This window comes from Pseudomonas hefeiensis (assembly GCF_030687835.1).
In the GTDB taxonomy this organism is placed as follows: Bacteria; Pseudomonadota; Gammaproteobacteria; order Pseudomonadales; family Pseudomonadaceae; genus Aquipseudomonas; species Aquipseudomonas hefeiensis.
Map to the genome: position 1 here is coordinate 1,661,296 of NZ_CP117449.1, position 21,201 is coordinate 1,682,496.

Below are 21,201 nucleotides of genomic sequence, written 5' to 3' on the forward strand. Positions count from 1 at the left end.
TGGAAACATCTTTCCTTTCGGTCGGCTGTTCGTTCGTCATGTGGGGCTATTTAGCGAATCGCCCTACATTCACCGCCTCTTTCCCTGACTTATTTCCCCGGCCATCCCCGGCAAAGTCTCGCGCTCCCTGAGTGCTGCGAGACGTCTGCCCATGTTCGATCGTTTTTCCCTGCCGGCCCTTGAGCGAGCTGTGTCCTGATGGATCAGGTACGCCGTATCGAGCAGGAACTCGACAGCTTCAAAGACACCCTGACGCTCTACCGCGAGCAGCTCGAGCGCTGGTACAGCCAGACGGCGGACCGCGCCAGCCATGCGGCCGACCTGCCTTCGCTGATGGGCATGGAGCGGCTGATTCGCTTCGGTGACAGCACCACCGCTGTCAGCATCGGCGACGATGATTTCCTCTCCACCGTCGTCCAGTGCCCTCAGGGCGGGGTGATGACCATCGAGAGTAAGTTCGAGTCGGTGTACGACGTTCCGCTGGGCGACATCGTGGTGGATGTGGTGGACGTGGACAGCGGCGAGGTCACGCCCGTCACCCTGAATACCGAGGGCCTGGGGACCTTCAAGGGGACGGCGGGTAAGACCTATCGGGTTCATGTCCAGGACAAAGAGTCCCCCCAGCAAATCGCCGATCTGTTTTCTTCCTACGATGGCTTGAGCAAGGATCTGACGGACTGGTTGCGCGGCGAGTGGCAGGGGTTCAAGCCGCAATGGGCGCAGCAATCCTTGGCAACCTCCGCGGCTGCGGTGGGCAATGGCCTGCTCGCTGGCAGTTGGGCGGCGATTGAGGGGGTGTGGGACAGCATCAGTCTGCTGTCGGACATTCTCAAGGATCCCGGCGAGTTTGCTGATCGGTTGGGCGAGAGCGCGGATCAGCTAAAAAAACTGGCGGAAGAAACGCCATTGCTCATGGCCAAGCTGCAACTGCTGGCCAGTGACGAAGCCGCCTTGTGCCTGCTGGTGCGCACCGCCAGCCTCTGGCTGGAGATGCTGCCGCCCAGTGAGATGGCGGGCGAAACCGCCGAAGCCCTGTCGACGGCGGTGGTGACGCTGCTGATCGATTTGTTGATCGGCGTGGCGCTGACCTTCGCCGGGGCGGGAGCTGGTATTGCTTACTTGTCGCTGCGTCTGGGCAAGCTTGGCGCGGGTTTGCTGAGTGCTGCCCAGCGGTTCGTCAGCGCTATCTTTGCGGTGGTCAACGGTTTCATGGCCTACGTAGACCGCTACAAAACCGTGGCGGCGCGGGGTGTGGCGGCGGGAATAAAGAAAGGCCGGATGCAACTGCGCTGGGACGCGCAGCGCAATACCACACTGAAAAAAGACGAACCCCACGACGACGCCCCAAGCCAATCAAAAAACCCCAACGGCGACAGCGCCGACACGGCGGCCCTGACCCAGACCAGCGGCTGTCCGGTGTCGATGGTCACCGGCGAGGAACTGCTGACCCTGGACGACGGCACCCTCGATGGCCGGCTGCCGTTTGTCTTCACCCGCTTGTACCGCACCAGCGCGGTGGACCTGGACGTCGGCCTGGGCCGTGGCTGGAGCCATGCCCTGGCGCATCGCGTGTTGCTTGAGGGCGAGCAGCTCGTCTGGATCGACCAGGAAAACCGCCGTACCACGTTTCCGCTGCCCTCCGACCAGCGCCCGGCGATTCACAACAGCCTGGCCCGCGCGGCGATTTATCTCGGGATTGAGCCGGACGAACTGATCATCGCCCAGCCCGGCGAAGGCGCGCCTTTCCTGCACTTTCGCGACGGCCATCTGACTGCCCTCAGCGACCGCTACGCCAACCGCCTGACGATCCAGCGCAACATCCACGGCGACATCAGCCGCCTGGACAACGGCGCCGGGCGTGCCCTGCGCCTGCGTTATGAGCATCGTCACCTGGTCGCCATCGACTACCAGAGCTTTCACCCGGCCCTGACCCTGGACGAGGCCTGGCGCACCGAACAGACGCTGATGGCTTACCGCTACGACGCCCGCTGGCGATTGATCGAAGCGAGCAACGCCGCCGGCGAAAGCGAACGCTACGACTACGACGACCAGCACGTCATCCTGCAGCGGCAACTGGCCGGTGGCGCGAGTTTCTTCTGGGAATGGCAAGGGGCAGGGCGCGCAGCCCGTTGCGTGCGGCACTGGGCCTCGTTTGCGCAGATGGACACTCGCTACACCTGGGGCGAGGACGGGCAGGTCACGGTCCAGCACCTTGATGGCAGCCAGGAGGTGTACGTCCACGACGCGCGGGCGCGGCTGGTACGCAAGGTCGAACCCGATGGCGGCGAGCACCTCAAGGCCTATGACCCACAGGGCCGGCTGATCGCCGAACAGGACCCGCAGGGCGCCGTCACCGAATACCGCTACGACGAAGCCGGACGGCTGGTGGCGCTGATTCCGCCAGACGATGAACCGACGTCCTACGAATACCGCAACGGTTTCCTGCACGCCCGCTCGCGCGGCAAAGCCGTGTGGCAATACCGGCGCAATGCCCAGGGCGATGTGATCGAGGTCATCGATCCGCACGGCCAGGGCACCGGTTATGACTACGACGCCCAGGGGCAACTGCTGGCGATCCGTTACCCCGACGGCAGCGAACACCGGTTTACCCGCAATCCCCTGGGCCAACTGACAGAAGAAACCCTGCCCGACACGGGGCGCCGGTGTTTTTCCTACGACGCCCTGGGGCGTTTGCTGACCCGCCAGGACGAACACGGCGCCCTTACGCACTACCAATGGGACGCGGTGGGCCGCCTGCTCGAAACCACCTTGCCGAGTGGCGCGACCCGCGCCTGGCGCTACAACGCCTATGGCAAGGTCACTGCCGAGCGCGATGAGCTGGGCCGGACCACCCGCTATGAATACGCCGACGACCTGCACCTGATCAGCCGTCGCCTCAACCCCGACGGCAGCGAACTGAAGTATCGCTACGACTCGGCGCGGCTGTTGCTGACTGAAATCGAAAACGAGTCCGGCGAAAAATATCAGCTGGATTACACGCCGAACGGATTGATCCGACAGCAGATCGACTTTGACGGCCAACGCAGCGCCTACGCCTACGACCTCAACGGCCACCTGCTGGAGAAAACCGAGCACGGCGCGGACGGCGCCCAATGGGTCACCCGCTACCAGCGCGACGGGGCCGGGCGACTGCGGGTCAAGACCTTGCCCGACGGCCAGGCCATCGAGTACCGCTACGACGGGCTCGGCCGGCTGGTCCACGTCAACGACGGCAGCGATCACCCGCTGGCCTTCGAATACGACGCCCAGGACCGGCTGATCAGCGAACACCAGGGCTGGGGCACCCTGCGTTATCGCTACGACGCCGCTGCGGGCGCCTCAATCACCTGCGCCTGCCGGACAACAGCCAGCTCGACTACCACCACGCCCCGGGCGGCGCGCTGACGGCCATCGACCTGAACGGCTCGCGCCTCACCGAACACCAGCTTCATGGCGGGCGCGAACGTCAGCGCCGCCAAGGCCTGCTGCTCAGCCAGTACGACTACGACGAACAGGGCCGGCTCAAGGCCCAGACGGTGTGGCAGAACCAGCAGCAACTGTTCTGGCGCGACTATGCCTACAGCGCCAATGGCAACCTGCAGTCCATTGCCGACAACCGCAACCGCCGCCATTACCAGTACGACCCGCTGGATCGCCTGATCGGCATCGATTATTCCCACAGCGAGCCGCCAGAACACTTCGCCCACGACCCGGCCGGCAACCTGCTGATGCAGGACCGCCCCGGCCCGACGACCCTCAAGGGCAACCGCCTGCTGATGGAGGGCGACCGCCACTACGACTACGACGCCTTCGGCAACCTGATCCGCGAACGTCGCGGCAAGGCCCAGTGCCTCGTCAGCGAATACCGCTATGACAGCCAACACCGGCTGATTGGCGTTACCACGGCGTACGGACGCGAAACGTCCTACCGCTACGACGCCTTCGGCCGACGCATCAGCAAGACCGTGGATGGCCTGACCAGTGAATTTTTCTGGCAGGGCGATCAGGTCGTCGCCGAAAGCAGCCCGCGCCACCACCGCAGCTACGTCTACGAACCGGGCACCTTCCGCCCACTGGCCCTGCTCGACGGCAAAGGCCCGAACGCCTGCCCGTTCTATTACCACCTCGACCACCTGGGCACGCCTCAGGAACTGACCAACTACGGCGGCACAATCGTCTGGTCAGCGCGCTACAACGGCTACGGCAAAACCACCGAACGGGTCCACGGCGGCGGCGAACAGCTGGAACAACCGTTGCGCTTCCAGGGCCAGTACTTCGATCCCGAAAGCGGCCTGCACTACAACCGGCACCGCTACTACAATCCCGAAACCGGCCGCTACCTGAAGCCCGACCCGAGCAAACTGGCGGGTGGGCTTAATGGATATCGCTACACCCTGAACCCGACGGGGTGGGTGGATCCGTTGGGGTTGGTGGATTGTCCGGGGAAGGGTGGTTGCAGGTCGGCGGTTGGGGATCAGGATCCGGCGGCTAAGGTTGGGGTAGATGAGGGTGAGCCGGCGCTGCCCAAGCCGACCGCCGCTGAGTTGGCCGAAAAAGAAGTAAGGCGTCTAGATCGGGAGCAAGGCATGCATATGGTCAGTAAACATAGCCTTGCGGTTTCAGATCAGGTATGGAAGCGACGGGCAATTGACGGTACAGATCCCTTAACTGGTAGAACCCCTTCGCATAGAAACGGGAATCCAAGTTCAAGGTTTAACAGTTGGGAGCTACAGCTAAAGGCCTATGAATTAGCAATTGCAAAGAAAAATAGCGGGTATGAACTGCTGGTGGACAAAAACGGAAGCAAATATCTACGAGCAGATCTACCGGGTGCAGGGAAAGGATATATTCCAAATCCTAGAAATCCAAACGATCCAAAATTGGTTAACATGAATCGCATAGAAATGAAGTTTGATCGGGATACCGAAATTCCATTTACACTGTATCCAATAAAATAGGAAACAATAAAGTGATCGATCCAAGCACTGGCCAGCCATATATGCCCACGCCTGCGTATTTTTTAGGTTGTTTTGACATATATGATCGAGAAGAAACGCTAGGGGAAGAGCTTGAAAAGTATGACCCCAACAACCCTGTGGATCGAGAGGTGTTAATCTTGAAATACTCGCTGTCTAAAAAATGGAAAATAACGTACAGGCAAAAATTCGCATTATATAAAAGTTTAGAAGAGGCGTTGCGAGACAGCGGTTATGATTTTCAGGCTTTATTAGAGCATGATTGTCAGGAGTGCTCATCGCTACCCAACGGGTGGGACGCAATGGACAATCCAAGAATTTTTTTTGCAGATATATACAGACTGGCGAGTGAGCTGTGGGCGGATGATCTTCGCAGGGCTGAGTCTGAGGACATATCTACTTGGTATTATGTATAGCTGAATTGCCAAAAAAATGAAACCCAAACCAAGCATGATGCCGCTGATCGGGTTGTTGTTTGTATTTAATGTTGAGAATGTTCGCGACGAGAAGCGGGAGGAAATTATAGTTTCAAAAAACATAAATATCGATTCTGAGCTCTCTGAGTTGTTTGATCTTTTGCTTAAGCCGGAGTTTTTGCGTTATTCGCCCAGTGCGCAGGACAAATATATTGAAGCAATCAAATATTACCTGGAGGCTGGCGACAGCTTTGATGATTTGTTTGAAGATATGGATACATATTTTGATCAAGAGATTCATGATCAGCGACACTTTATGAGGGTGTTGTTGAGCTGCCTTAAACGCTATCAATCAGAGAATGTTTCAGAGTTGTAACTCATGGGCGATTGAATTTTGATAAAGTCTAGACGATATGGCTCGTATATGCCGAAAGAAAGTTTATTGGATAGTCACGCCGGAGATGTGAAGTCGCCGAGGCCGAGGAAGTGGAGAGCTAACTGTAGTACCAAATTCAATAGTTTTCGAATGCAGCATCAAGCTATAAATGAGGCGCTGACCCGAGAGGCACGAGGCCTCCCACGCTTCACGGGCGAAGACAAGAAAGGCAATCCAGTCGTGCGCATGTATATGCCCAAGGTTGGGCAGGGATACATACCCAACGTAAATGACAGAGAGAATCCAATATTTCAAAGCGAAATCAATGTATTCGAAGTCCGGTTCGATTACGAAACGCTACGTCCGGTCACTGCTTATCCTGTAGGAGGTTTTGATGTTGATGCATCCGTTTCTTGATCGTCTCTATGATCCTCAGATAGGTCATTTTCTCGGCGGCTTTGAGGTGTATGATTGCGAAGAGACTCTGGGTGAGGAACTATTGCAATATGATATTGAATGTGCCAGAGATCGGAAGAAGCTAATTTATAAATATGTGGTCCATCGTTTCAGAAATCTAAGCTATCGTCATAAATTTTTATTTTTTTGTGTGCTCGCAATTGCACTCGACGATCCGGATTATGACTTTAGTAAGGTGTTCGAACACGAAGTGGTTTCACATTCAGCCCTTCCGCCGGGATGGGATGAAATGGAGGATTTCAGAGTTTTCTTTGAGGATATCTATAAGTATCTAGCAGAAGAGTGGAGCGAGGAGCTCGATAAAGCCAGTCAGGAAGACCCCACAACCTGGTAGTTCAGATAAGGCAAATATTTGATGGTGGTTGCCCAGAGGCAAATAATCGAGTTTTCTACTGCTAATCAACACGCCACGAAATCGTTTTTCGTGGCGAGGAAGCTCGCTCCCGCTGGGCCTGTAGGACCTGCCTCGCGAAGCGAGGCTGCGATCTTTTCCCAGACAGTTGAATCTAAAGCGAAGGATCAAAATCAAAAGATCGCAGGCTTCGCCAGCTCCTACAAAGTCCAGCGGGAGCAAGCTCTCATGGAACAAACTACAACCTGCTGATTTTTAGAAATAAAATTTTCTGCCAAACACAGTTCGGCAATGTGATCTCAGTTAGGCGAGTGCGCCTCTTTGTGGCGAGGGGATTTATCCCCGTTGGGCTGCGCAGCAGCCCCCAAACCAGGCAACTCGGTGTGCCAAGAAGATTGAGTTAACTGCTTTAGGGTCGCTGCGCAGCCCAACGGGGATAAATCCCCTCGCCACGGGATCGGCGCCAGGTGTTTACACCGACAACCCCAACCCCACCACAGCCTCCCGCCCAGCCAAACCATCAACCAAGTACACGCTCCCTCCCAAAATCTCCTTGGCATGATGCTTGGCCTGCGAAGCCAGCTCAGCCAACTGGCTCGCATCCAATTCCCCGCAAGCCTCTGACCGCAGATGCACTACCCCAATCGACAGCGACAGCAAGGCAAACTCCTGTCGGACCCCCTGCCGATTCAGCGCGGTGAAACAGCCCGCTTCCAGATGCTCGGGGCGGTAGAAGCGGCGGCAGTGGGTCTGGAAGTCGCTCAGTAGCTGATTCAGGCGTTTGCGCCAGTCTTCCGGGCCGAGGACCAGCAGGAAGTCGTCGCCGCCGATGTGACCGACGAAGTCGCGGCTGGGGTCGATGCGTTCGTTCAGGCATTGGGCCAGGCACAGCAGGACTTCGTCGCCGCGGCCGTAGCCGTAGATGTCGTTGAAGGGTTTGAAGCTGTCGATGTCCACGTAGCAGATCACTGACTCCTGTCGTTGTTGCAGCAAGCGCGTCAGGCATTGCTGGATCGGCACGTTGCCCGGCAGCAGGGTCAGCGGGTTGGCGTAGCGGGCCTGTTGGATTTTCAGTTCGGTGATGAGCTTGAGCACGTCGATCACCCGGCCCAGGCCCAGGTAACTGCCGTTGAGGGTGATGATGAAGTCTTCTTCGATGCGTTGTCGGGCGCGGCTGGTGATGAGGCGGCTGACTTGTTGCAGCGACTGGTTCAGTTCCACCGCCAGGAAGTCATCGCTCATCAGGCGGCTGATGGGTTTGCGGGCGAAGAGGTCGGTGGCGAAGGGTTTGAGCAAGGCATCCGAAAGGGAATGACGATGGACGATGCCGCAGGGCTGGTCCTGATCGTCCAGTACCGCCAGGGAGTTGAGGTTGGCCTGGCGCCGAAACGCCTCCAGCACGGTGGCCGTCGGCGTGTCGTGGGCCATCGCCGGTTGTTCGTTGAGCAGCGCCCCGAGGTCGTTGACTTCGTCGGTCAAGGCCACCGCGCCGGCGTCCTGCCGGGGCATCAACGCCCTGGCGTCACGGGAGGGCTGCTCCTGCGGGCGAGCGAGCAGATAACCCTGAACCAGATCGACGCCCATCTCTATCAATACCGCCAGTTCTTCCGGCAGTTCGATTCCCTCGGCAATCACCTGGGCACGGGAAGCCCTGGCGATTTTCAGGATCGAGCCGACGAATTCGCGCTTGAGGGCGTCCTGATGGATGCCATCGATAAAGTGCCGGTCGATCTTCACATAATCAGGGCGCAATTCGGACCACAGCCGCAGGCTCGAATACCCGGCACCGAGATCGTCCAGGGCAATGGAGAAACCCATGGCCCGATAATGATGCAGGGCGGTTTGCAGGAGCTGGAAGTCGTCGATCGGGGTTTGTTCGGTCAGTTCAATTACTACCTGACTGGGCGCAATGCCGAAGTCCTGTAGCAATTGCAGTGTGCGCCCCGTCTGGTGCGAGGATTCCAGCAGGGACTCGGGCGAGACGTTGAGAAACAGCTTGCCCGGCAGTTTCTGCTCATTGAAACGTTGGCAGGCGCTGCGTCGGCAGGCCAGTTCCAGTTCACTGAGACGTCCGGCCTGGCGGGCCACGGAAAGCAGGGCGATGGGCGAGTGCAGCGGGCTGTTGGACGGCCCGCGTGTCAGGGCTTCATAACCGACGATGCGCCGTTCGGAAAGGCAAATGATGGGTTGGAACAGGCTGTGCAAACCGCTTTGAGCCAGGATTGAACTCAAGGCACTCAGCTGTTCTGTCGTGGTCATGGCGTTCTCTGGCGATAAAAAAAGGACTGGGCGCCATCCGTTCAAGGAGGCGCCCGGTCCTGTATTTCACGACAGAATGATGTCAGTTTGATGACGCTGCGGGGAGCGTCAGCATTAAATGGCCATCATCTCAGTGCTTGGCAATCGCCGTGTTGAGTTTCAGGTAATCGAGGAGGATACGACCCGTCTCGCTCAGGTAGGCATCGTCTTCCGGTTTGGTTTTTTCCGGCTCGGCGATCAGGTCTTCATCCTCTTTCTTCAGTTCCTTGAGCGGCTCTTCGCCCTTGGCTTTGCGCCGCAGGTTTTCCATGGTCAGTTGCTTGGCTTCGATGTCGGCATGCTGTGCGCGCCGCTCGGCTTCGTTGAGGGTAACGGTTTTCTCCAGCATCAACTTCTGCGCCAAAGCCAACTTGTCGCGGATGAAGACAAACTCCGCGTCTTGGGACGTGCGAGCATCGTGATCGGACTTGAGTTGCGCCAGGAACGGCTTGAACGGATCCACGGCCGGCTTGATCGCAGGCCGGATGGTGTCCCACGGCATGGCCTCGGGCAGGGCGCTTTCACCGATTTCCTTGGTGTCGATGATCGACGGGTAGTCGATGTCCGGCAGCACGCCCTGGTGCTGGGTGCTCTGGCCGGAAACCCGGTAGAACTTGGCCAGGGTCAGCTTCAGTTCGCCATGGTTGAGCGGCTGGATGGTCTGCACGGTGCCTTTGCCGAAGGTCTGGCCGCCGATGATCAGTGCCCGGTGATAGTCCTGCATGGCGCCAGCGAAAATCTCCGAGGCCGAGGCCGACAGGCGATTGACCAACAAGGCCATCGGGCCCTTGTAGAACGCACCCGGGTTTTCGTCCTCGAGCACATCCACGCGGCCATCGGCGTTACGCACGAGCACGGTCGGGCCCTTGTCGATGAACAGGCTGGTCAGTTCTGTGGCTTCCTGGAGGGAGCCGCCGCCGTTGTTGCGCAAGTCGATGACGACACCGTCGACTTTTTCCTTCTGCAACTCGGTCAGCAGTTTCTTCACATCGCGCGTGGTGCTCTTGTAGTTCGGATCGCCGGCACGGAAGGCCTTGAAGTCCAGGTAGAAGGCCGGGATCTCGATCACACCGAGCTTGTAGTCCTTGCCGTCCTGTTTCAGTTTGAGGACGGATTTTTTCGCAGCCTGCTCTTCCAGCTTCACCGCTTCACGGGTGATGGCCACGACTTTGCTGGTCTGGTCGTTCGGCGCATTGCTGGCCGGGATGACTTCCAGGCGTACCACCGAGCCTTTCGGGCCGCGGATCAGCTTGACCACTTCGTCCAGGCGCCAGCCGACCACGTCGACCATTTCCTTGTTGCCTTGGGCGACACCAATGATCTTGTCCGCCGGGCCGACCTGTTTAGTCTTGTCGGCAGGCCCCGCCGGCACCAGGCGCACGATCTTCACTTGATCGTTGTCGCTCTGCAGCACCGCGCCGATGCCTTCCAGGGACAGGCTCATGTTGATGTCGAAGTTTTCCGCATTATCTGGCGACAGATAGTTGGTGTGCGGGTCGTAGGACATGGCGAAAGTATTGATGTACGCCTGGAAGATATCTTCGGCGCGAGTCTGGTCCAGACGGGCCAATTGGTTCTTGTAACGTTTGGTCAGGGTTTCCTGGATCTGCTTGGAATCCTTGCCGGCGATCTTCATGCGCAGCACTTCGTCCTTGACGCGTTTGCGCCACAGGTCGTCAAGTTCAGCGGTACTTCTGAGCCAGGCGGCGTCCTTGCGATCAACCTGCAAGGTTTCCTTGGTCTTGAAGTCGATCTTGTCGACGCCTTTGTTCAACTCGGCAAGGGCGTAATCCAGACGCGCCTTCACGCGGTCCAGGTAGCGCTTGTAGATGGTGAACCCGGCGTTCAGGTCGCCGCTCTTGAGGAAATCGTCGAACTGGGTTTTCCACTTGTCGAATTCAGCGATATCGCTGGCCAAAAAATAGCTGCGCGAGGGATCAAGCAGCTTCAGGTAGCTGTCGTAGATGATGACCGAGCGCGCGTCATCGAGCGGCGGCTTGCTGTAGTGATGGCGCTTGAGCAATTCAACGACGTTGAGGCTGGCAATCACCTCGTCGCGATCGGGCTGAAGCTTGTCCCAGCTATTGGCTGCGAACGTATCGTTCGACAGCGGCAACAGACCGAGGCCAATGACAAGCGCGAGGGCGGTGCTGGGGAACAGGTGCTTCATGCTGATTCGACGCAGGGACAATTGATAACGCATATTAGGCCGTCTTTGAAGTCGCCGGTTCCATGTGGCCCGGGCGCATAATGCAAGAAAGCCCGGCGTTACAGCAACGGGCCCAGTCGAGACTCACTATGGAGGCACCGTGAAAGCATTGCAAGGCGTTGAAGGCCAAGTGGTATGGGCAGATGAGCCAAGTCCGACGTGTGATGTAGGGCAAGTTCGCATCCGCGTGGCGGCCGCCGGTCTGAATCGAGCCGATTTGTTACAAAAGGCCGGGCATTATCCGCCGCCGCCCGGTGCCAGCCAGGTACTGGGCCTGGAGTGTTCCGGGGTGATCAGCGAAGTCGGAGCGGGCTCCTCGTGGCAGGTGGGTGATCGCGTTTGCGCCTTGCTGGCCGGCGGCGGGATGGCCGAAGAGGTGGTGGTCGATGGCCGGCATGTGCTGCCGGTGCCTGAAGGTTTATCCCTGGCTGAGGCGGCCGCGCTGCCTGAGGTTTACAGCACCGCGTGGCTCAACCTGTTTCAGCTGGCTGCACTCAAACCAGGGGAGAAAGTGCTGCTGCACGCCGGGGCCAGTGGTGTCGGTTCGGCCGCGATCCAGTTGTGCAAGGCCTTCGGCAATCCGTGTTGGGTCAGCGTCGGTTCGGCTGATCGTCTGAGTTATTGCGAGGCGCTGGGGGCCCAGGGCGGCGTGATACGCACCGATGGCCTCGAGAGCCTGAACGACTTCGCCCCTTTCGATGTGATCCTCGATCCGGTGGGCGCGAACTACGCCAAACTCAACGTGAAACTTTTGTCAGTTGACGGGCGCTGGGTGTTGATCGGCCTGATGGGCGGGCGCTCGACCGAACTCGATCTGGCGCAGATGTTGGGCAAGCGTATCCAATTGCTCGGTTCGACCTTGCGCAGTCGTGACGATCAGTTCAAGGCCGACCTGATCAGTGAGCTGGGGCAACAGGTGTGGCCGCTGTTCACCGACAAACGCCTGAGCCCGCAACTGGCCAGGACCTTTGCGATCAAGGATGCCGAAGCGGCGTTCGCGGAGCTGGCGACCAACAAGGTGTCTGGGAAGTTGGTGTTGGTGATTGATGAGAACCTGAGCTGACTCCCAGAGCTGGGAGCGGACCTGTGGGAACTGAGCTTGCTCGCGATAGCGGTGGGTCAGTTTGCATTGATGCTGAAAGTGCGGCCGCCATCGCGGGCAAGCCTTGCTCCCACATGGGGCCCGAGTGCTCATGTATTCGGCGTTCACCACAAATCCGCTGTGGGAGCAAAGCTTGCTCGCGATAGCGGTGGGTCAGCTTGCATTGATGCTGAAAGTGCGGCCGCCATCGCGGGCAAACCTTGCTCCCACATGGCGCGCGAGCGCTCATGTATTCGGTGTTCACCACAAATCTCCGTGGGAGCAAAGCTTGCTCGCGATAGCGGTGGGTCAGTTTGCATTGATGCTGAAAGTACGGCCGCCATCGCGGGCAAGCCTTGCTCCCACATGGGGCCCGAGTGCTCATGTATTCGGCGTTCACCACAAATCCGCTGTGGGAGCAAAGCTTGCTCGCGATAGCGGTGGGTCAGTCTGCATTGATGCTGAAAGTGCGGCCGCCATGGCGGGCAAGCCTTGCTCCCACATGGCGCGCGAGCGCTCATGTATTCGGTGTTTCAAATTCCAAAGGGCCCGCCATCGCCGGTGGCTTGCACCGCTGACCGGCGAACCCAGACAAGCCGACCTTTGGTCGGTAGCCCGTATCCGATGCGCGCGCCCTGCTAGCGTTAATTAATGGAGGGATGGGGGTAAGGTAACCGCAGCTTTCATTTCACCCACCAGGTGAAGAGGTTGATCATGGCCACCACCGAATGGCGCATGCAGGGCGTCGAATTCATTGCCTGCAACTGCAATTGGGGCTGCCCCTGTCAATTCAACGCACCACCGACCCATGGCCACTGCCACGCGGTGACGTCGATGCGAGTGGAACGCGGGTATTTCAATCAAGTGGCGCTGGGAGGCTTGTGTTGGGCCGCCACCTTCGCTTGGCCGGGTGCCATCCATGAGGGTAACGGCAGTTGTCAGGTGTTCATCGATGACCGCGCAGACGAGGCGCAACGCCAGGCCCTGCTGACCATCCTCTCTGGCCTGGAGAGCGACCCCGGGGCCAACGTGTTTCAGGTTTTCAGCAGCACCATGAGTGAAATGTTCGAACCGCAGTTCGTGCCCATCACCCTGTCCATCGATGTCGATCAGCGGTTAGCGCACCTGGACATCCCAGGCGTGCTGCAGGCCAGCGGCGAGCCGATCCGCAACCCGATCGACGGCTCACCTCATCGAGTCCGCCTGTCCCTGCCCGACGGCTTCGAGTTTCTTGAGGCCGAAGTAGCCAGCGGCAGCTACCAGACGCATTCAGCCCTCAAGCTCCAATCCCAGGGCAGTCATAGCCACCTTGCCCACGTGCACTTCACCGGCCATGGCATAGAGCCGTAAAAATGGCAGAACCTCAGGCGGTGACGCAGAGCAAGCGACTGACAGGCGAGCAGTTGTTGTTTCTGCTCTGCCTGCTCGCGCTGACCGCCCTGGCCTGGCTGATTCTGCTGCAAATGGCCCGCGACATGAGTGCGCCGGGCGGCATGGCCGATGCGGCAATGGCCGGTATGTTCATGCCCTGGAGCCTGGACGATGCTCTGCTGATGTTCGCCATGTGGGTGGTGATGATGATCGGCATGATGCTGCCCAGCGCCCTGCCCATGCTGCTGATCTACCAGCAGATGCTGCGCAAGCGCATGCCGGCACCGCAGAGACATCTGGCCCTGCTGCTGTTCTGCAGCGCCTATGGCTTGGTCTGGGCCGGCTTCGCTCTGGGCGCTACGGCGCTGCAATGGGCGCTCGAGCGGCTCGCGCTGCTCAGTCCGGGGATGCACAGCAGCAGTACCGCGCTGGCCGCCGGCCTGCTGCTGGTCGCAGGCGTCTATCAGTGGTTGCCAAGCAAGGCAGTCTGCCTTGAGCATTGTCGCGGGCCGCTGCATTTTCTTCTCGGCTACTGGCGCCCCGGCGTGCTCGGCGGCTGGCGCATGGGGCTGGCCCATGGCGCTTACTGCCTGGGCTGCTGCTGGGCCCTGATGGGCCTGCTGTTCGTGGTTGGCGTGATGAACCTGCTCTGGGTGGCAGTGATCGGTGCCTTCATCCTGCTGGAGAAAAACCTGCCGCAGGGACTCTGGCTCAGTCGTATCTGCGGTGTGTTGTTGCTCGGCTGGGGCCTGTGGCTGCTGCTGGGCTAGGCGAAACCTGTGTGGGAGCGAGCCTGCTCGCGATTGCGGTGTGTCAGCTAAATCAATGCCTGCTGATCCATCGCAATCGCGAGCAGGCTCGCTCCCACAGGGTGGGGCTTATTTCCAGGTATGGATCGGCCACCCGGCCGCTTCGGCATGGGCCTTCAACACCGGATCCGGGTTCACCACATGGGGGTAATCCACCCGCTGTAGCAGCGGCAGGTCATTACGCGAGTCGGAATAGAAACTCGCGCCCTCAAGGTTTTCTTCCTCGGCATCCAGCCAATCCAGCAGCCGCGCGATCTTGCCTTCGCGATAGGTCAGAGTGCCGACGGTCTTGCCGCTGTACACCCCATGGGTCACTTCGAGTTCAATCGCCAGGATCTCATCGATGCCCAGGCGTTCGGCAATCGGCTTGACCAGGTGCGTGCCGGAGGCGGAGATCACCAGGACCCGGTCACCGGCCTTGCGGTGTTCGGCGATGGTCTTGGTGGCGTCGCTGAAGATGATCGGTTCGATGAAGTCTTCCACCCACGGCGTCACCAGGTGTTCGATTTCTTCCGGGGTACGGCCGATCATCGGTTCCAGGCTGAAATCCATGTACGCTTCCATGCTCAGCTTGCCGTGGCTGTAGGCGTCCATCAGCTCGTTGTTGCGACGCATGAACGACTCCGGATCGACCCAGCCCAGGCGTCCCATCTGTTCGCTCCAGAGGGTGGCGCAATCGCCGTGAATGAGGGTTTCGTCCAGATCAAAAATTGCCAGGGCCATCAGCGCGCTTCCCTTTTCAAAATCAGCTTCAAAATCAATAAAGCCATCAGGCTACCTCACACAGCGCCGTCGGATCGATGAAAGTGACAGTCGTGTGCCATCGGGGTGCAAATCGGCGGCGGAACGATTGAGCACATCGACCACCAGCTCTACGCCGCGAGCCTCGACCCGGTAACGGATCACGTTGCCCAGCAGGCTGTGGCTGCGGATCAGCGCATCGGGCTCGCCGCTGAGGCTCAGTTCAATGGCTTCCGGGCGAATGGCGAGGCGACCGGTCACTGGCCGTTGCAGCAGTTTGCTGGCGCTGTCGGCGTCCAGCAGGTTGTAGTTGCCGATGAAGCCGGCAGCAAAGACATCGACCGGCGCCGTGTAAAGGGTTTCGGCATCGCCGCTTTGTACGATCTTTCCCTGGTTCATCAGGAAAATCCGGTCAGACATGGTCAGGGCTTCTTCCTGATCGTGTGTGACGAAGATCGTGGTCAGGCCCAGCTCGCGCTGGATCTGTCGGATCTGCTCGCGCAAGTGCTTGCGAATCCGTGCATCCAGGGCTGACAGCGGCTCGTCCAGCAGCAACAGCCGCGGGCGGGTCACCAGGGAGCGCGCCAGGGCCACGCGCTGGCATTGGCCACCGGAAAGTTGATGGGGGTAGCGAGCGGCAAAGTCGTGCAATTCCACCAGTCGCAGAATTTCCAGCACTCGCTGGCGGCTGTCCTCGGCCGCAACCTTTTGCATGCGCAGGCCGAAGGCGACGTTCTGTTCCACGGTCATGTTGGGAAACAGGGCATAGCTCTGGAACACCATGCCAATCCCGCGTTTTTGCGGGCTCAACGGCACAATGTCCTGGCCGTCCAGCAGGATCTGCCCGGCATCCACCGCCGTCAGGCCGGCAATGCAGCGCAGCAGTGTGGACTTGCCGCAGCCGGAAGGGCCGAGGAGGGTGACGAACTCGCCCTTATGGATTTCGCAATTGATGTCGCTGAATACCGGCGTGCCGGCATAGCTTTTTTGCAGGTGTTGGACGCTGACGTAGCTCATTGGCTTTTGTCCTTGTTCAAGATGTTGGCCGCCCAGGTCAGGACCAATACGAAGAAAAAGTAGGAAATCACCAGCGCACTGGTGAAGTGACCGCTGCTGTTGCGCATGTTGTTCAGGTACACCTGCAGGGTTTCATAGCGGGTACCGACGAGGATGTTGGCAAACACGAACTCACCGAACAGGAACGAAAAGGACAGCAGCAGCGCCACCATCAAGCCCTTGCGCAGGTTCGGCAGCACCACCAGCAAAGCCGCCTGGAAAGTACTGGCGCCGAGCAGTTGGGCGGCGTCCATGAGGTCGCGCAGGTTGATGGCTTGCAGGTTGTTGGTGATCGCCCGGTACATGAATGGCAGGGCAACGGTGAAGTAACAGCCGATCAGGATCCACGGCGTGCCTACCATTGCCAGCGGCCCGGAGCCGTAGAGTTGTAACAGTCCCACTGAAGACACCACCGGCGGCACCGCGAAGGGCAACAGGATGAGGATGTTCATCAGTGCGTCGAGTTTTGGAAAGTGGTAATGCACCACAAACAGCAGGGGCAGAATCAATACCACCGAAAGCACCAACGCGCCGACGCAGACGATCAGTGATTGGCCGAAGGCGTTGAGAAAGCGCGGATCGCTCCACAGCTGCACATACCATTTGAAGGTGAAGCCGCTGGGCAGCACGGTGGCCGACCAACTGCTGGCGATGGAGTAGATCAGCGTGCCGGCGAGGGGCAACAGCAGGATGGCGAACAGCAGGTACACCACCACCCGATGATAGAGCCCGGCAGAGCTCGATTCAGCGCGAGACATGGTAGCTCCTCTTGAGCAGCAACTGATGGACGACGGTCACCAGGGTCATCAGCGCCACCAGCACCACGGCCAGGGCGCTGGCCATGTTCGGGTCGAGGGAAATGTCCCCGGAGACCATGGCGGCGATGCGAATCGGCAGGACGTTGAAATTACCGGTGGTCAGTGCGTACACCGTGGCGTAGGCACCGAGCGCATTGGCCAGCAGGATCACGAACGTGCCCAGCAGCGCCGGCGTCAGCACCGGCAGGCCGATGTGCCGCCAGAACTGCCAGCCGTTGGCGCCCAGCAATGCGGCGGATTCGCGCCAGTCTTCGCGTAGCGCGTCGAAGGCCGGGTAGAGCAGCAACACACCCAGGGGTATCTGGAAGTAGGTGTAGAGGATGATCAGCCCGGTTTTCGAGTACAGGTTGAAATCTTCAATGATCCCCGCCTGTTTGAGCATGATCGTGATGCTGCCGTTGAACCCCAGCAAAATGATGAAGGCGAAGGCCAGCGGCACGCCGGCGAAGTTACTGGTCATGTTGGCGAAGGCGTTGACGAAGTTGCGCAGGCGCGAATCGACCCGACGCAGGGAGTAGCTGCCGAGCACGGCAATGATGATGCCGAGCACGCTGGACCAGAAGCTGATTTCCAGGCTGTGCTGGATCGCCTGGCGGTAAAATTTCGAGCTGAAAATTTTGCTGAAGTTGGCCAGGCCCCAGCCGAACTCTTCCGATTCCAGGCTGTTGACCAGCACCCAGAGCAGCGGGGCTATCTGGAACACAATGAAGAAAATCGCGAAGGGCACCAGGCACAACGCTGCCAGCCATTTGCCGCGCGTCATGGCATTCACTTGAGCAACTCCTGGCAATAGGGTTTGTCGTGGTTAACGCCGAGCAACTGGCAAATGGTGCCGCACAGTTCGGTCTGCCGGGGTGCGGCATCGGGGTTGAGGCTGAAGCCGCTGCCCAGGACAAACAGTGGCACTTCCCGTTCTTCAGCCAGCAGGCCGTTGTGGGAACGGTCGTTGTTCATGCCGTGGTCGGATGTCACCAGCACCTGATAACCGGCGTCGAGCCAGGCTTGCAGGTAAACCGCCAGGTTGATGTCGGCCGAGCGGGCGCTGTTGCGGTATTGCGGGGTGTCGAGGCCGTGCTTATGGCCGGCATCGTCGATGTTCATGGGGTGTACCAGCAAAAAATTTGGCATGTAGCGCTGACGCAGGTGTTCGGCGTCGGCAAACAGATGAGAGTCGGGGTAGTGGTCATTCCAGTAGAAATGGCCGTATTGAATCGGCAACTCGGGGTTTTCGGTATGACGATCGCGACCGGCCACGAACGGCGAAGCGTTGTAGAGCTCGCTGACCCAGTGATAGGCCGCGGCTGCCGTACTCAAGCCACCTGCGGTGGCGTAGTGGAAGATGCTGCGCTGGTTCGACAGGCGCGTGACATTGTTGTGCACGATCCCGCTGTCGATGGGCACGACGCCGGTGAGAATGCATTCATAGAGCGGACGGGACAGGGCGGGCAGTTCACATTCCAGTGTGTAGAGCGCCGCGCGTCCTGCGCCGACATAGGCCTGCAAATGCCCCATGGCATGTCGGGCGACCTCGTAGTTGAGGCCGTCGAGCACCACCAGGATGACGTTGTGCTTCATGGGTACCGGGACTCCGGACAGATACCAGGAAACTCGGATCCAGCAAGCTCCACTGTGAGAGCAGGCCTGTGGGAGCAAAACTTGCTCGCGATGAAGGCGACACGGTCCAACTGCAAGACCGTGTCATCGTTTATCGCGAGCAAGTTTTGCTCCCACAGGGCCTGTTCCCACAATTGGATTGCCTGTGGATAGCCGAGCGGGAGCTATTGCCTCACTCCATATTGATGATCACTTCTTCCTGCCACTTCTGCGGCAGTGTCTTGGAGGTTTTTTCCCACGCATCCGCATCCTTGATCGGGGTCACGCCTTTGTACTGCTCGTTGGGCAGCAACTTGGCCTTGACCTCTTCAGGCAAGGTCAGGTGCTCGGCGCGAATCGGACGGGCGTTGCCCTTGGCCAGGTTGATCTGGCCGGCGTCGCTGAAGATGTACTCGCGAGCCAGTTTGGCGGCGTTCGGGTGCTTGGCGTATTTGTTGATGATGGTGGTGTAGCCGGAAATGACCGAGCCGTCGGACGGAATCAGCACGACGTAATCATCCGGGTTGGCCATCTTGGCCTTGTAGCTCAGGCCGTTGAAGTCCCAGACCACGCCGACTTCGACTTCACCTTTTTCCATGGTGGCGATAGTCGGGTTGGCCATGGACAGGCGCCCTTGTTTGGCGATCTCGGCGAACATCAGCAGCGCCGGCTGAACGTTTTTCTCGTTGCCGCCATTGGCCAGGGCCGCTGCCAGCACGCCGTTGGCGGCTTGGGCGGCGGTGCTCACGTCACCAATGGAAACTTTGTATTTGCCGGTTTTCAGGTCGGCCCACTTGGTCGGCACTTCGGAGCCGTGCAACAGCTTTTTGTTGACGATGAAAGCGATGGTGCCGGTGTAGGCCAGGGCCCAGTTGCCGTCCTTGTCCTTGGCCCAGTCCGGAACCTGTTCCCAGGTGCTCGGCTTGTAGGGTTGAACCACGCCTTGCTTGACCGCGATCGGGCCGAAAGCTGCGCCAACATCACCGATATCGGCGCTGGCGTTGTCTTTCTCGGCGGCGAACTTGGCGATTTCCTGGGCCGAGCTCATGTCGGTGTCGATGTGTTTCAAGCCATGGATTCTGGCCAGGTCATCCCAGGTGGCTTTCCAGTTCGCCCAGTCATCGGGCATGCCGACGCTGTTCACGGTGCCTTCCGCTTTCGCAGCGGCTTCCAGTGTTTTCAAATCGGTGTCAGCGGCCATGGCAGCAGTGCACATGGCAATGGTCGAGCCTAACAGTGATGCCAGGAAAAACTGTTTCATCCGAAGCTCCTATGGGCGTTTTCAACGCTGCGATTGCGGTTGTGTTGGTCTAGGTCAGCAATACCTGAGCCAATGTAGGCGAGCCCTGTGACATTTTGATGTCGGTGCAGGAGAGGCCGGCAATTGCCCAGCTTGGGCAAAGTGGCTGCCAATTAAGCGTAGACCATGGTTAACCGGCTGATCTGCAAGGACTTGGCCGCTAATTTGCACGCATGGCAATGAACCGTTCGGCGGTTCTGTCATCTACCAGTCATGTGCAGTGCCTAGGCTTGCAAGCATGAGAAACGGATGGATGCTCCATCGATTTCGCCCCGAAAGAGTGCTGGTCTAGTCCAGATAGGTAACGTTGATGCGCATCGAGACAACCAAAGCGGTGACAACCATCGGGCAGGTTCTGCAGGAGCAGCTCGACCACGGCTTGTTGGCGCCCGGCAGCAAGTTGCCGGCCGAGCGCAAGCTCAGCGAATTGTTCGGCACTACACGCATCACTGTGCGTGAAGCGCTGTTGCAGCTCGAAGCCCAGGGACAGATCTATCGCGAGGAGCGCCGTGGCTGGTTTGTCTCGCCGCCACGCCTGGCCTATAACCTGATGCAGCGCAGCCATTTTCACGCCATGGTGACCGCCCAGGGGCGCGTGCCTTCCACTCAGGTGATCTCGGCCCGCCTGCAACCGGCTTCGGCGGCGGTATGTGCCTGGCTGCAATTACCGGCGCTGTCCAGTGTGATCCAGATCTGCCGCGTGCGACGTATCGATGAGCGGCTGGTGCTGTATGTCGAGCATTATCTGAACCCGCAGTACTTCCCGGACATCCTCGAATTCGACCTCAATCAGTCCATCACCGAGTTGTACACGCGTCATTACGACTTGCACTACGGCCGGGTGAAGTTCGAGATTGTGCCGACCTCTTTACAGCCTGAAGCGGCGGCGGCGTTGAAAGTGTCGGTTGGCAGCCCTGGCTTGCGGATTGCCCGGGTCAACTATGACCAGCATCAGCGGCTGATCGATTGTGACCTGGAGTTCTGGCGTCATGATGCGATTCACGTTGGGGTGGACGTGCCAGAACAACCGCCGGCTGCCTGAGGTGAGGTCAGATCGACTCGTTGAGTTTGGCCAGAATCCTGAACACCACTGTGGCAAGTATCAGCAACATGCCGATCCACATGGCAAACACCCCGACGTTCTTGTCTCGGAAGTTGAAGCCGATGGCCAGCAGGATCATGCCGGCGATGATGGGCACCAGCATGGCATTGAACGCAGACATCGGAATCATGGTGACGGCCTTGTCGGAGGGGATAAGGTCAGTCTAGTTGGGGTTTTGCCGGGAGGTGATGATGTATGTCATGGCTCCCCTCAATCCGGAGGCGAG

Annotated in this window: 15 protein-coding genes and 2 pseudogenes; 8 read left to right on the top strand and 9 right to left on the bottom strand. The window is 59.1% G+C overall.

The window, feature by feature from the left end; all coding sequences use genetic code 11:
• Positions 1–198: 198 nt before the first annotated feature.
• The 4 genes and pseudogenes from PSH57_RS07245 to PSH57_RS07260 all read left to right on the top strand — a co-directional run bounded on the left by PSH57_RS07245 (position 199) and on the right by PSH57_RS07260 (position 6,579).
• Positions 199–4,958 (top strand): annotated as a pseudogene (locus tag PSH57_RS07245) (RHS repeat-associated core domain-containing protein).
• Positions 4,959–4,969: 11 nt separating this feature from the next.
• On the top strand, positions 4,970–5,392 hold the full coding sequence (locus PSH57_RS07250) for a hypothetical protein (RefSeq protein ID WP_422766075.1): 423 nt from the start codon (positions 4,970–4,972) through the stop codon (positions 5,390–5,392).
• Between the two features lie 16 nt (positions 5,393–5,408).
• Positions 5,409–5,768, top strand: coding sequence for a hypothetical protein (locus PSH57_RS07255; protein ID WP_305388715.1), 360 nt, complete (start codon positions 5,409–5,411; stop codon positions 5,766–5,768).
• Positions 5,769–6,162: 394 nt separating this feature from the next.
• Complete coding sequence (locus PSH57_RS07260; RefSeq protein WP_305388716.1) at positions 6,163–6,579, top strand: hypothetical protein; 417 nt, start codon at positions 6,163–6,165, stop codon at positions 6,577–6,579.
• Between the two features lie 489 nt (positions 6,580–7,068).
• Here the strand turns inward: PSH57_RS07260 and PSH57_RS07265 are convergent, their stop codons facing one another.
• Both PSH57_RS07265 and PSH57_RS07270 read right to left on the bottom strand, forming a co-directional pair.
• Positions 7,069–8,856, bottom strand: coding sequence for a bifunctional diguanylate cyclase/phosphodiesterase (locus PSH57_RS07265; RefSeq protein WP_305388717.1), 1,788 nt, complete (start codon positions 8,854–8,856; stop codon positions 7,069–7,071).
• 130 nt (positions 8,857–8,986) lie between these two features.
• Entirely contained in the window at positions 8,987–11,065 is a 2,079-nt protein-coding gene (locus PSH57_RS07270) for a carboxy terminal-processing peptidase (RefSeq protein WP_305390321.1), read from the bottom strand.
• Between the two features lie 139 nt (positions 11,066–11,204).
• Between PSH57_RS07270 and PSH57_RS07275 the strand changes: the two genes are divergently transcribed.
• The 3 genes from PSH57_RS07275 to PSH57_RS07285 all read left to right on the top strand — a co-directional run bounded on the left by PSH57_RS07275 (position 11,205) and on the right by PSH57_RS07285 (position 14,326).
• Positions 11,205–12,167 carry a zinc-binding dehydrogenase gene (locus PSH57_RS07275; RefSeq protein WP_305388719.1) on the top strand — a complete coding sequence of 321 codons (963 nt, stop codon included), beginning with the start codon at positions 11,205–11,207 and terminating at the stop codon, positions 12,165–12,167.
• A 732-nt stretch (positions 12,168–12,899) separates the two neighbouring features.
• Positions 12,900–13,535, top strand: a complete 636-nt coding sequence (locus tag PSH57_RS07280; RefSeq protein WP_305388721.1) for a DUF1326 domain-containing protein — start codon at positions 12,900–12,902, stop codon at positions 13,533–13,535.
• A 2-nt stretch (positions 13,536–13,537) separates the two neighbouring features.
• Positions 13,538–14,326 carry a DUF2182 domain-containing protein gene (locus tag PSH57_RS07285; RefSeq protein WP_305388722.1) on the top strand — a complete coding sequence of 263 codons (789 nt, stop codon included), beginning with the start codon at positions 13,538–13,540 and terminating at the stop codon, positions 14,324–14,326.
• Positions 14,327–14,434: 108 nt separating this feature from the next.
• On the opposite strand, the gene PSH57_RS07290 is transcribed toward PSH57_RS07285, so the two are convergent.
• The 6 genes and pseudogenes from PSH57_RS07290 to PSH57_RS07315 all read right to left on the bottom strand — a co-directional run bounded on the left by PSH57_RS07290 (position 14,435) and on the right by PSH57_RS07315 (position 19,834).
• Positions 14,435–15,088, bottom strand: a complete 654-nt coding sequence (locus PSH57_RS07290) for an HAD family hydrolase (protein ID WP_305388723.1) — start codon at positions 15,086–15,088, stop codon at positions 14,435–14,437.
• Between the two features lie 46 nt (positions 15,089–15,134).
• A pseudogene (locus PSH57_RS07295) lies at positions 15,135–16,123 on the bottom strand (ABC transporter ATP-binding protein).
• A complete protein-coding gene (locus PSH57_RS07300) occupies positions 16,120–16,920 on the bottom strand; it encodes an ABC transporter permease (protein ID WP_092458581.1) in 801 nt (266 codons plus the stop codon). Before PSH57_RS07300 ends, PSH57_RS07295 begins: the two are co-directional and overlap by 4 nt.
• Positions 16,907–17,743, bottom strand: coding sequence for an ABC transporter permease (locus PSH57_RS07305; RefSeq protein ID WP_256231641.1), 837 nt, complete (start codon positions 17,741–17,743; stop codon positions 16,907–16,909). The genes PSH57_RS07300 and PSH57_RS07305 overlap by 14 nt, the downstream gene beginning before the upstream one ends.
• Before the next feature lie 5 nt (positions 17,744–17,748).
• A complete protein-coding gene (locus PSH57_RS07310) occupies positions 17,749–18,555 on the bottom strand; it encodes an alkaline phosphatase family protein (RefSeq protein ID WP_305388727.1) in 807 nt (268 codons plus the stop codon).
• A 211-nt stretch (positions 18,556–18,766) separates the two neighbouring features.
• The gene (locus PSH57_RS07315; RefSeq protein WP_305388729.1) at positions 18,767–19,834 is read right to left on the bottom strand and encodes an ABC transporter substrate-binding protein; all 1,068 of its coding nucleotides are present in this window, start codon (positions 19,832–19,834) and stop codon (positions 18,767–18,769) included.
• Positions 19,835–20,183: 349 nt separating this feature from the next.
• Between PSH57_RS07315 and PSH57_RS07320 the strand changes: the two genes are divergently transcribed.
• A complete protein-coding gene (locus tag PSH57_RS07320) occupies positions 20,184–20,915 on the top strand; it encodes a UTRA domain-containing protein (protein WP_305388730.1) in 732 nt (243 codons plus the stop codon).
• A gap of 7 nt (positions 20,916–20,922) precedes the next feature.
• Here PSH57_RS07320 and PSH57_RS07325 read toward each other — a convergent pair whose 3' ends face one another.
• The gene (locus PSH57_RS07325; RefSeq protein WP_047229644.1) at positions 20,923–21,105 is read right to left on the bottom strand and encodes a hypothetical protein; all 183 of its coding nucleotides are present in this window, start codon (positions 21,103–21,105) and stop codon (positions 20,923–20,925) included.
• Positions 21,106–21,201 lie beyond the last annotated feature (96 nt).

What these genes read in the sequence shown, in the direction of transcription:
- PSH57_RS07255 (WP_305388715.1), top strand. Translation starts at nt 5,409, where the DNA reads ATGAAACCCAAACCAAGCATGATGCCGCTGATCGGGTTGTTGTTTGTA.
- PSH57_RS07260 (WP_305388716.1), top strand. Translation starts at nt 6,163, where the DNA reads ATGTTGATGCATCCGTTTCTTGATCGTCTCTATGATCCTCAGATAGGT.
- PSH57_RS07265 (WP_305388717.1), bottom strand. Translation starts at nt 8,856, where the DNA reads ATGACCACGACAGAACAGCTGAGTGCCTTGAGTTCAATCCTGGCTCAA.
- PSH57_RS07270 (WP_305390321.1), bottom strand. Translation starts at nt 11,065, where the DNA reads ATGAAGCACCTGTTCCCCAGCACCGCCCTCGCGCTTGTCATTGGCCTC.
- PSH57_RS07280 (WP_305388721.1), top strand. Translation starts at nt 12,900, where the DNA reads ATGGCCACCACCGAATGGCGCATGCAGGGCGTCGAATTCATTGCCTGC.
- PSH57_RS07285 (WP_305388722.1), top strand. Translation starts at nt 13,538, where the DNA reads ATGGCAGAACCTCAGGCGGTGACGCAGAGCAAGCGACTGACAGGCGAG.
- PSH57_RS07290 (WP_305388723.1), bottom strand. Translation starts at nt 15,088, where the DNA reads ATGGCCCTGGCAATTTTTGATCTGGACGAAACCCTCATTCACGGCGAT.
- PSH57_RS07300 (WP_092458581.1), bottom strand. Translation starts at nt 16,920, where the DNA reads ATGTCTCGCGCTGAATCGAGCTCTGCCGGGCTCTATCATCGGGTGGTG.
- PSH57_RS07305 (WP_256231641.1), bottom strand. Translation starts at nt 17,743, where the DNA reads ATGACGCGCGGCAAATGGCTGGCAGCGTTGTGCCTGGTGCCCTTCGCG.
- PSH57_RS07310 (WP_305388727.1), bottom strand. Translation starts at nt 18,555, where the DNA reads ATGAAGCACAACGTCATCCTGGTGGTGCTCGACGGCCTCAACTACGAG.
- PSH57_RS07315 (WP_305388729.1), bottom strand. Translation starts at nt 19,834, where the DNA reads ATGAAACAGTTTTTCCTGGCATCACTGTTAGGCTCGACCATTGCCATG.
- PSH57_RS07320 (WP_305388730.1), top strand. Translation starts at nt 20,184, where the DNA reads ATGCGCATCGAGACAACCAAAGCGGTGACAACCATCGGGCAGGTTCTG.
- PSH57_RS07325 (WP_047229644.1), bottom strand. Translation starts at nt 21,105, where the DNA reads ATGATTCCGATGTCTGCGTTCAATGCCATGCTGGTGCCCATCATCGCC.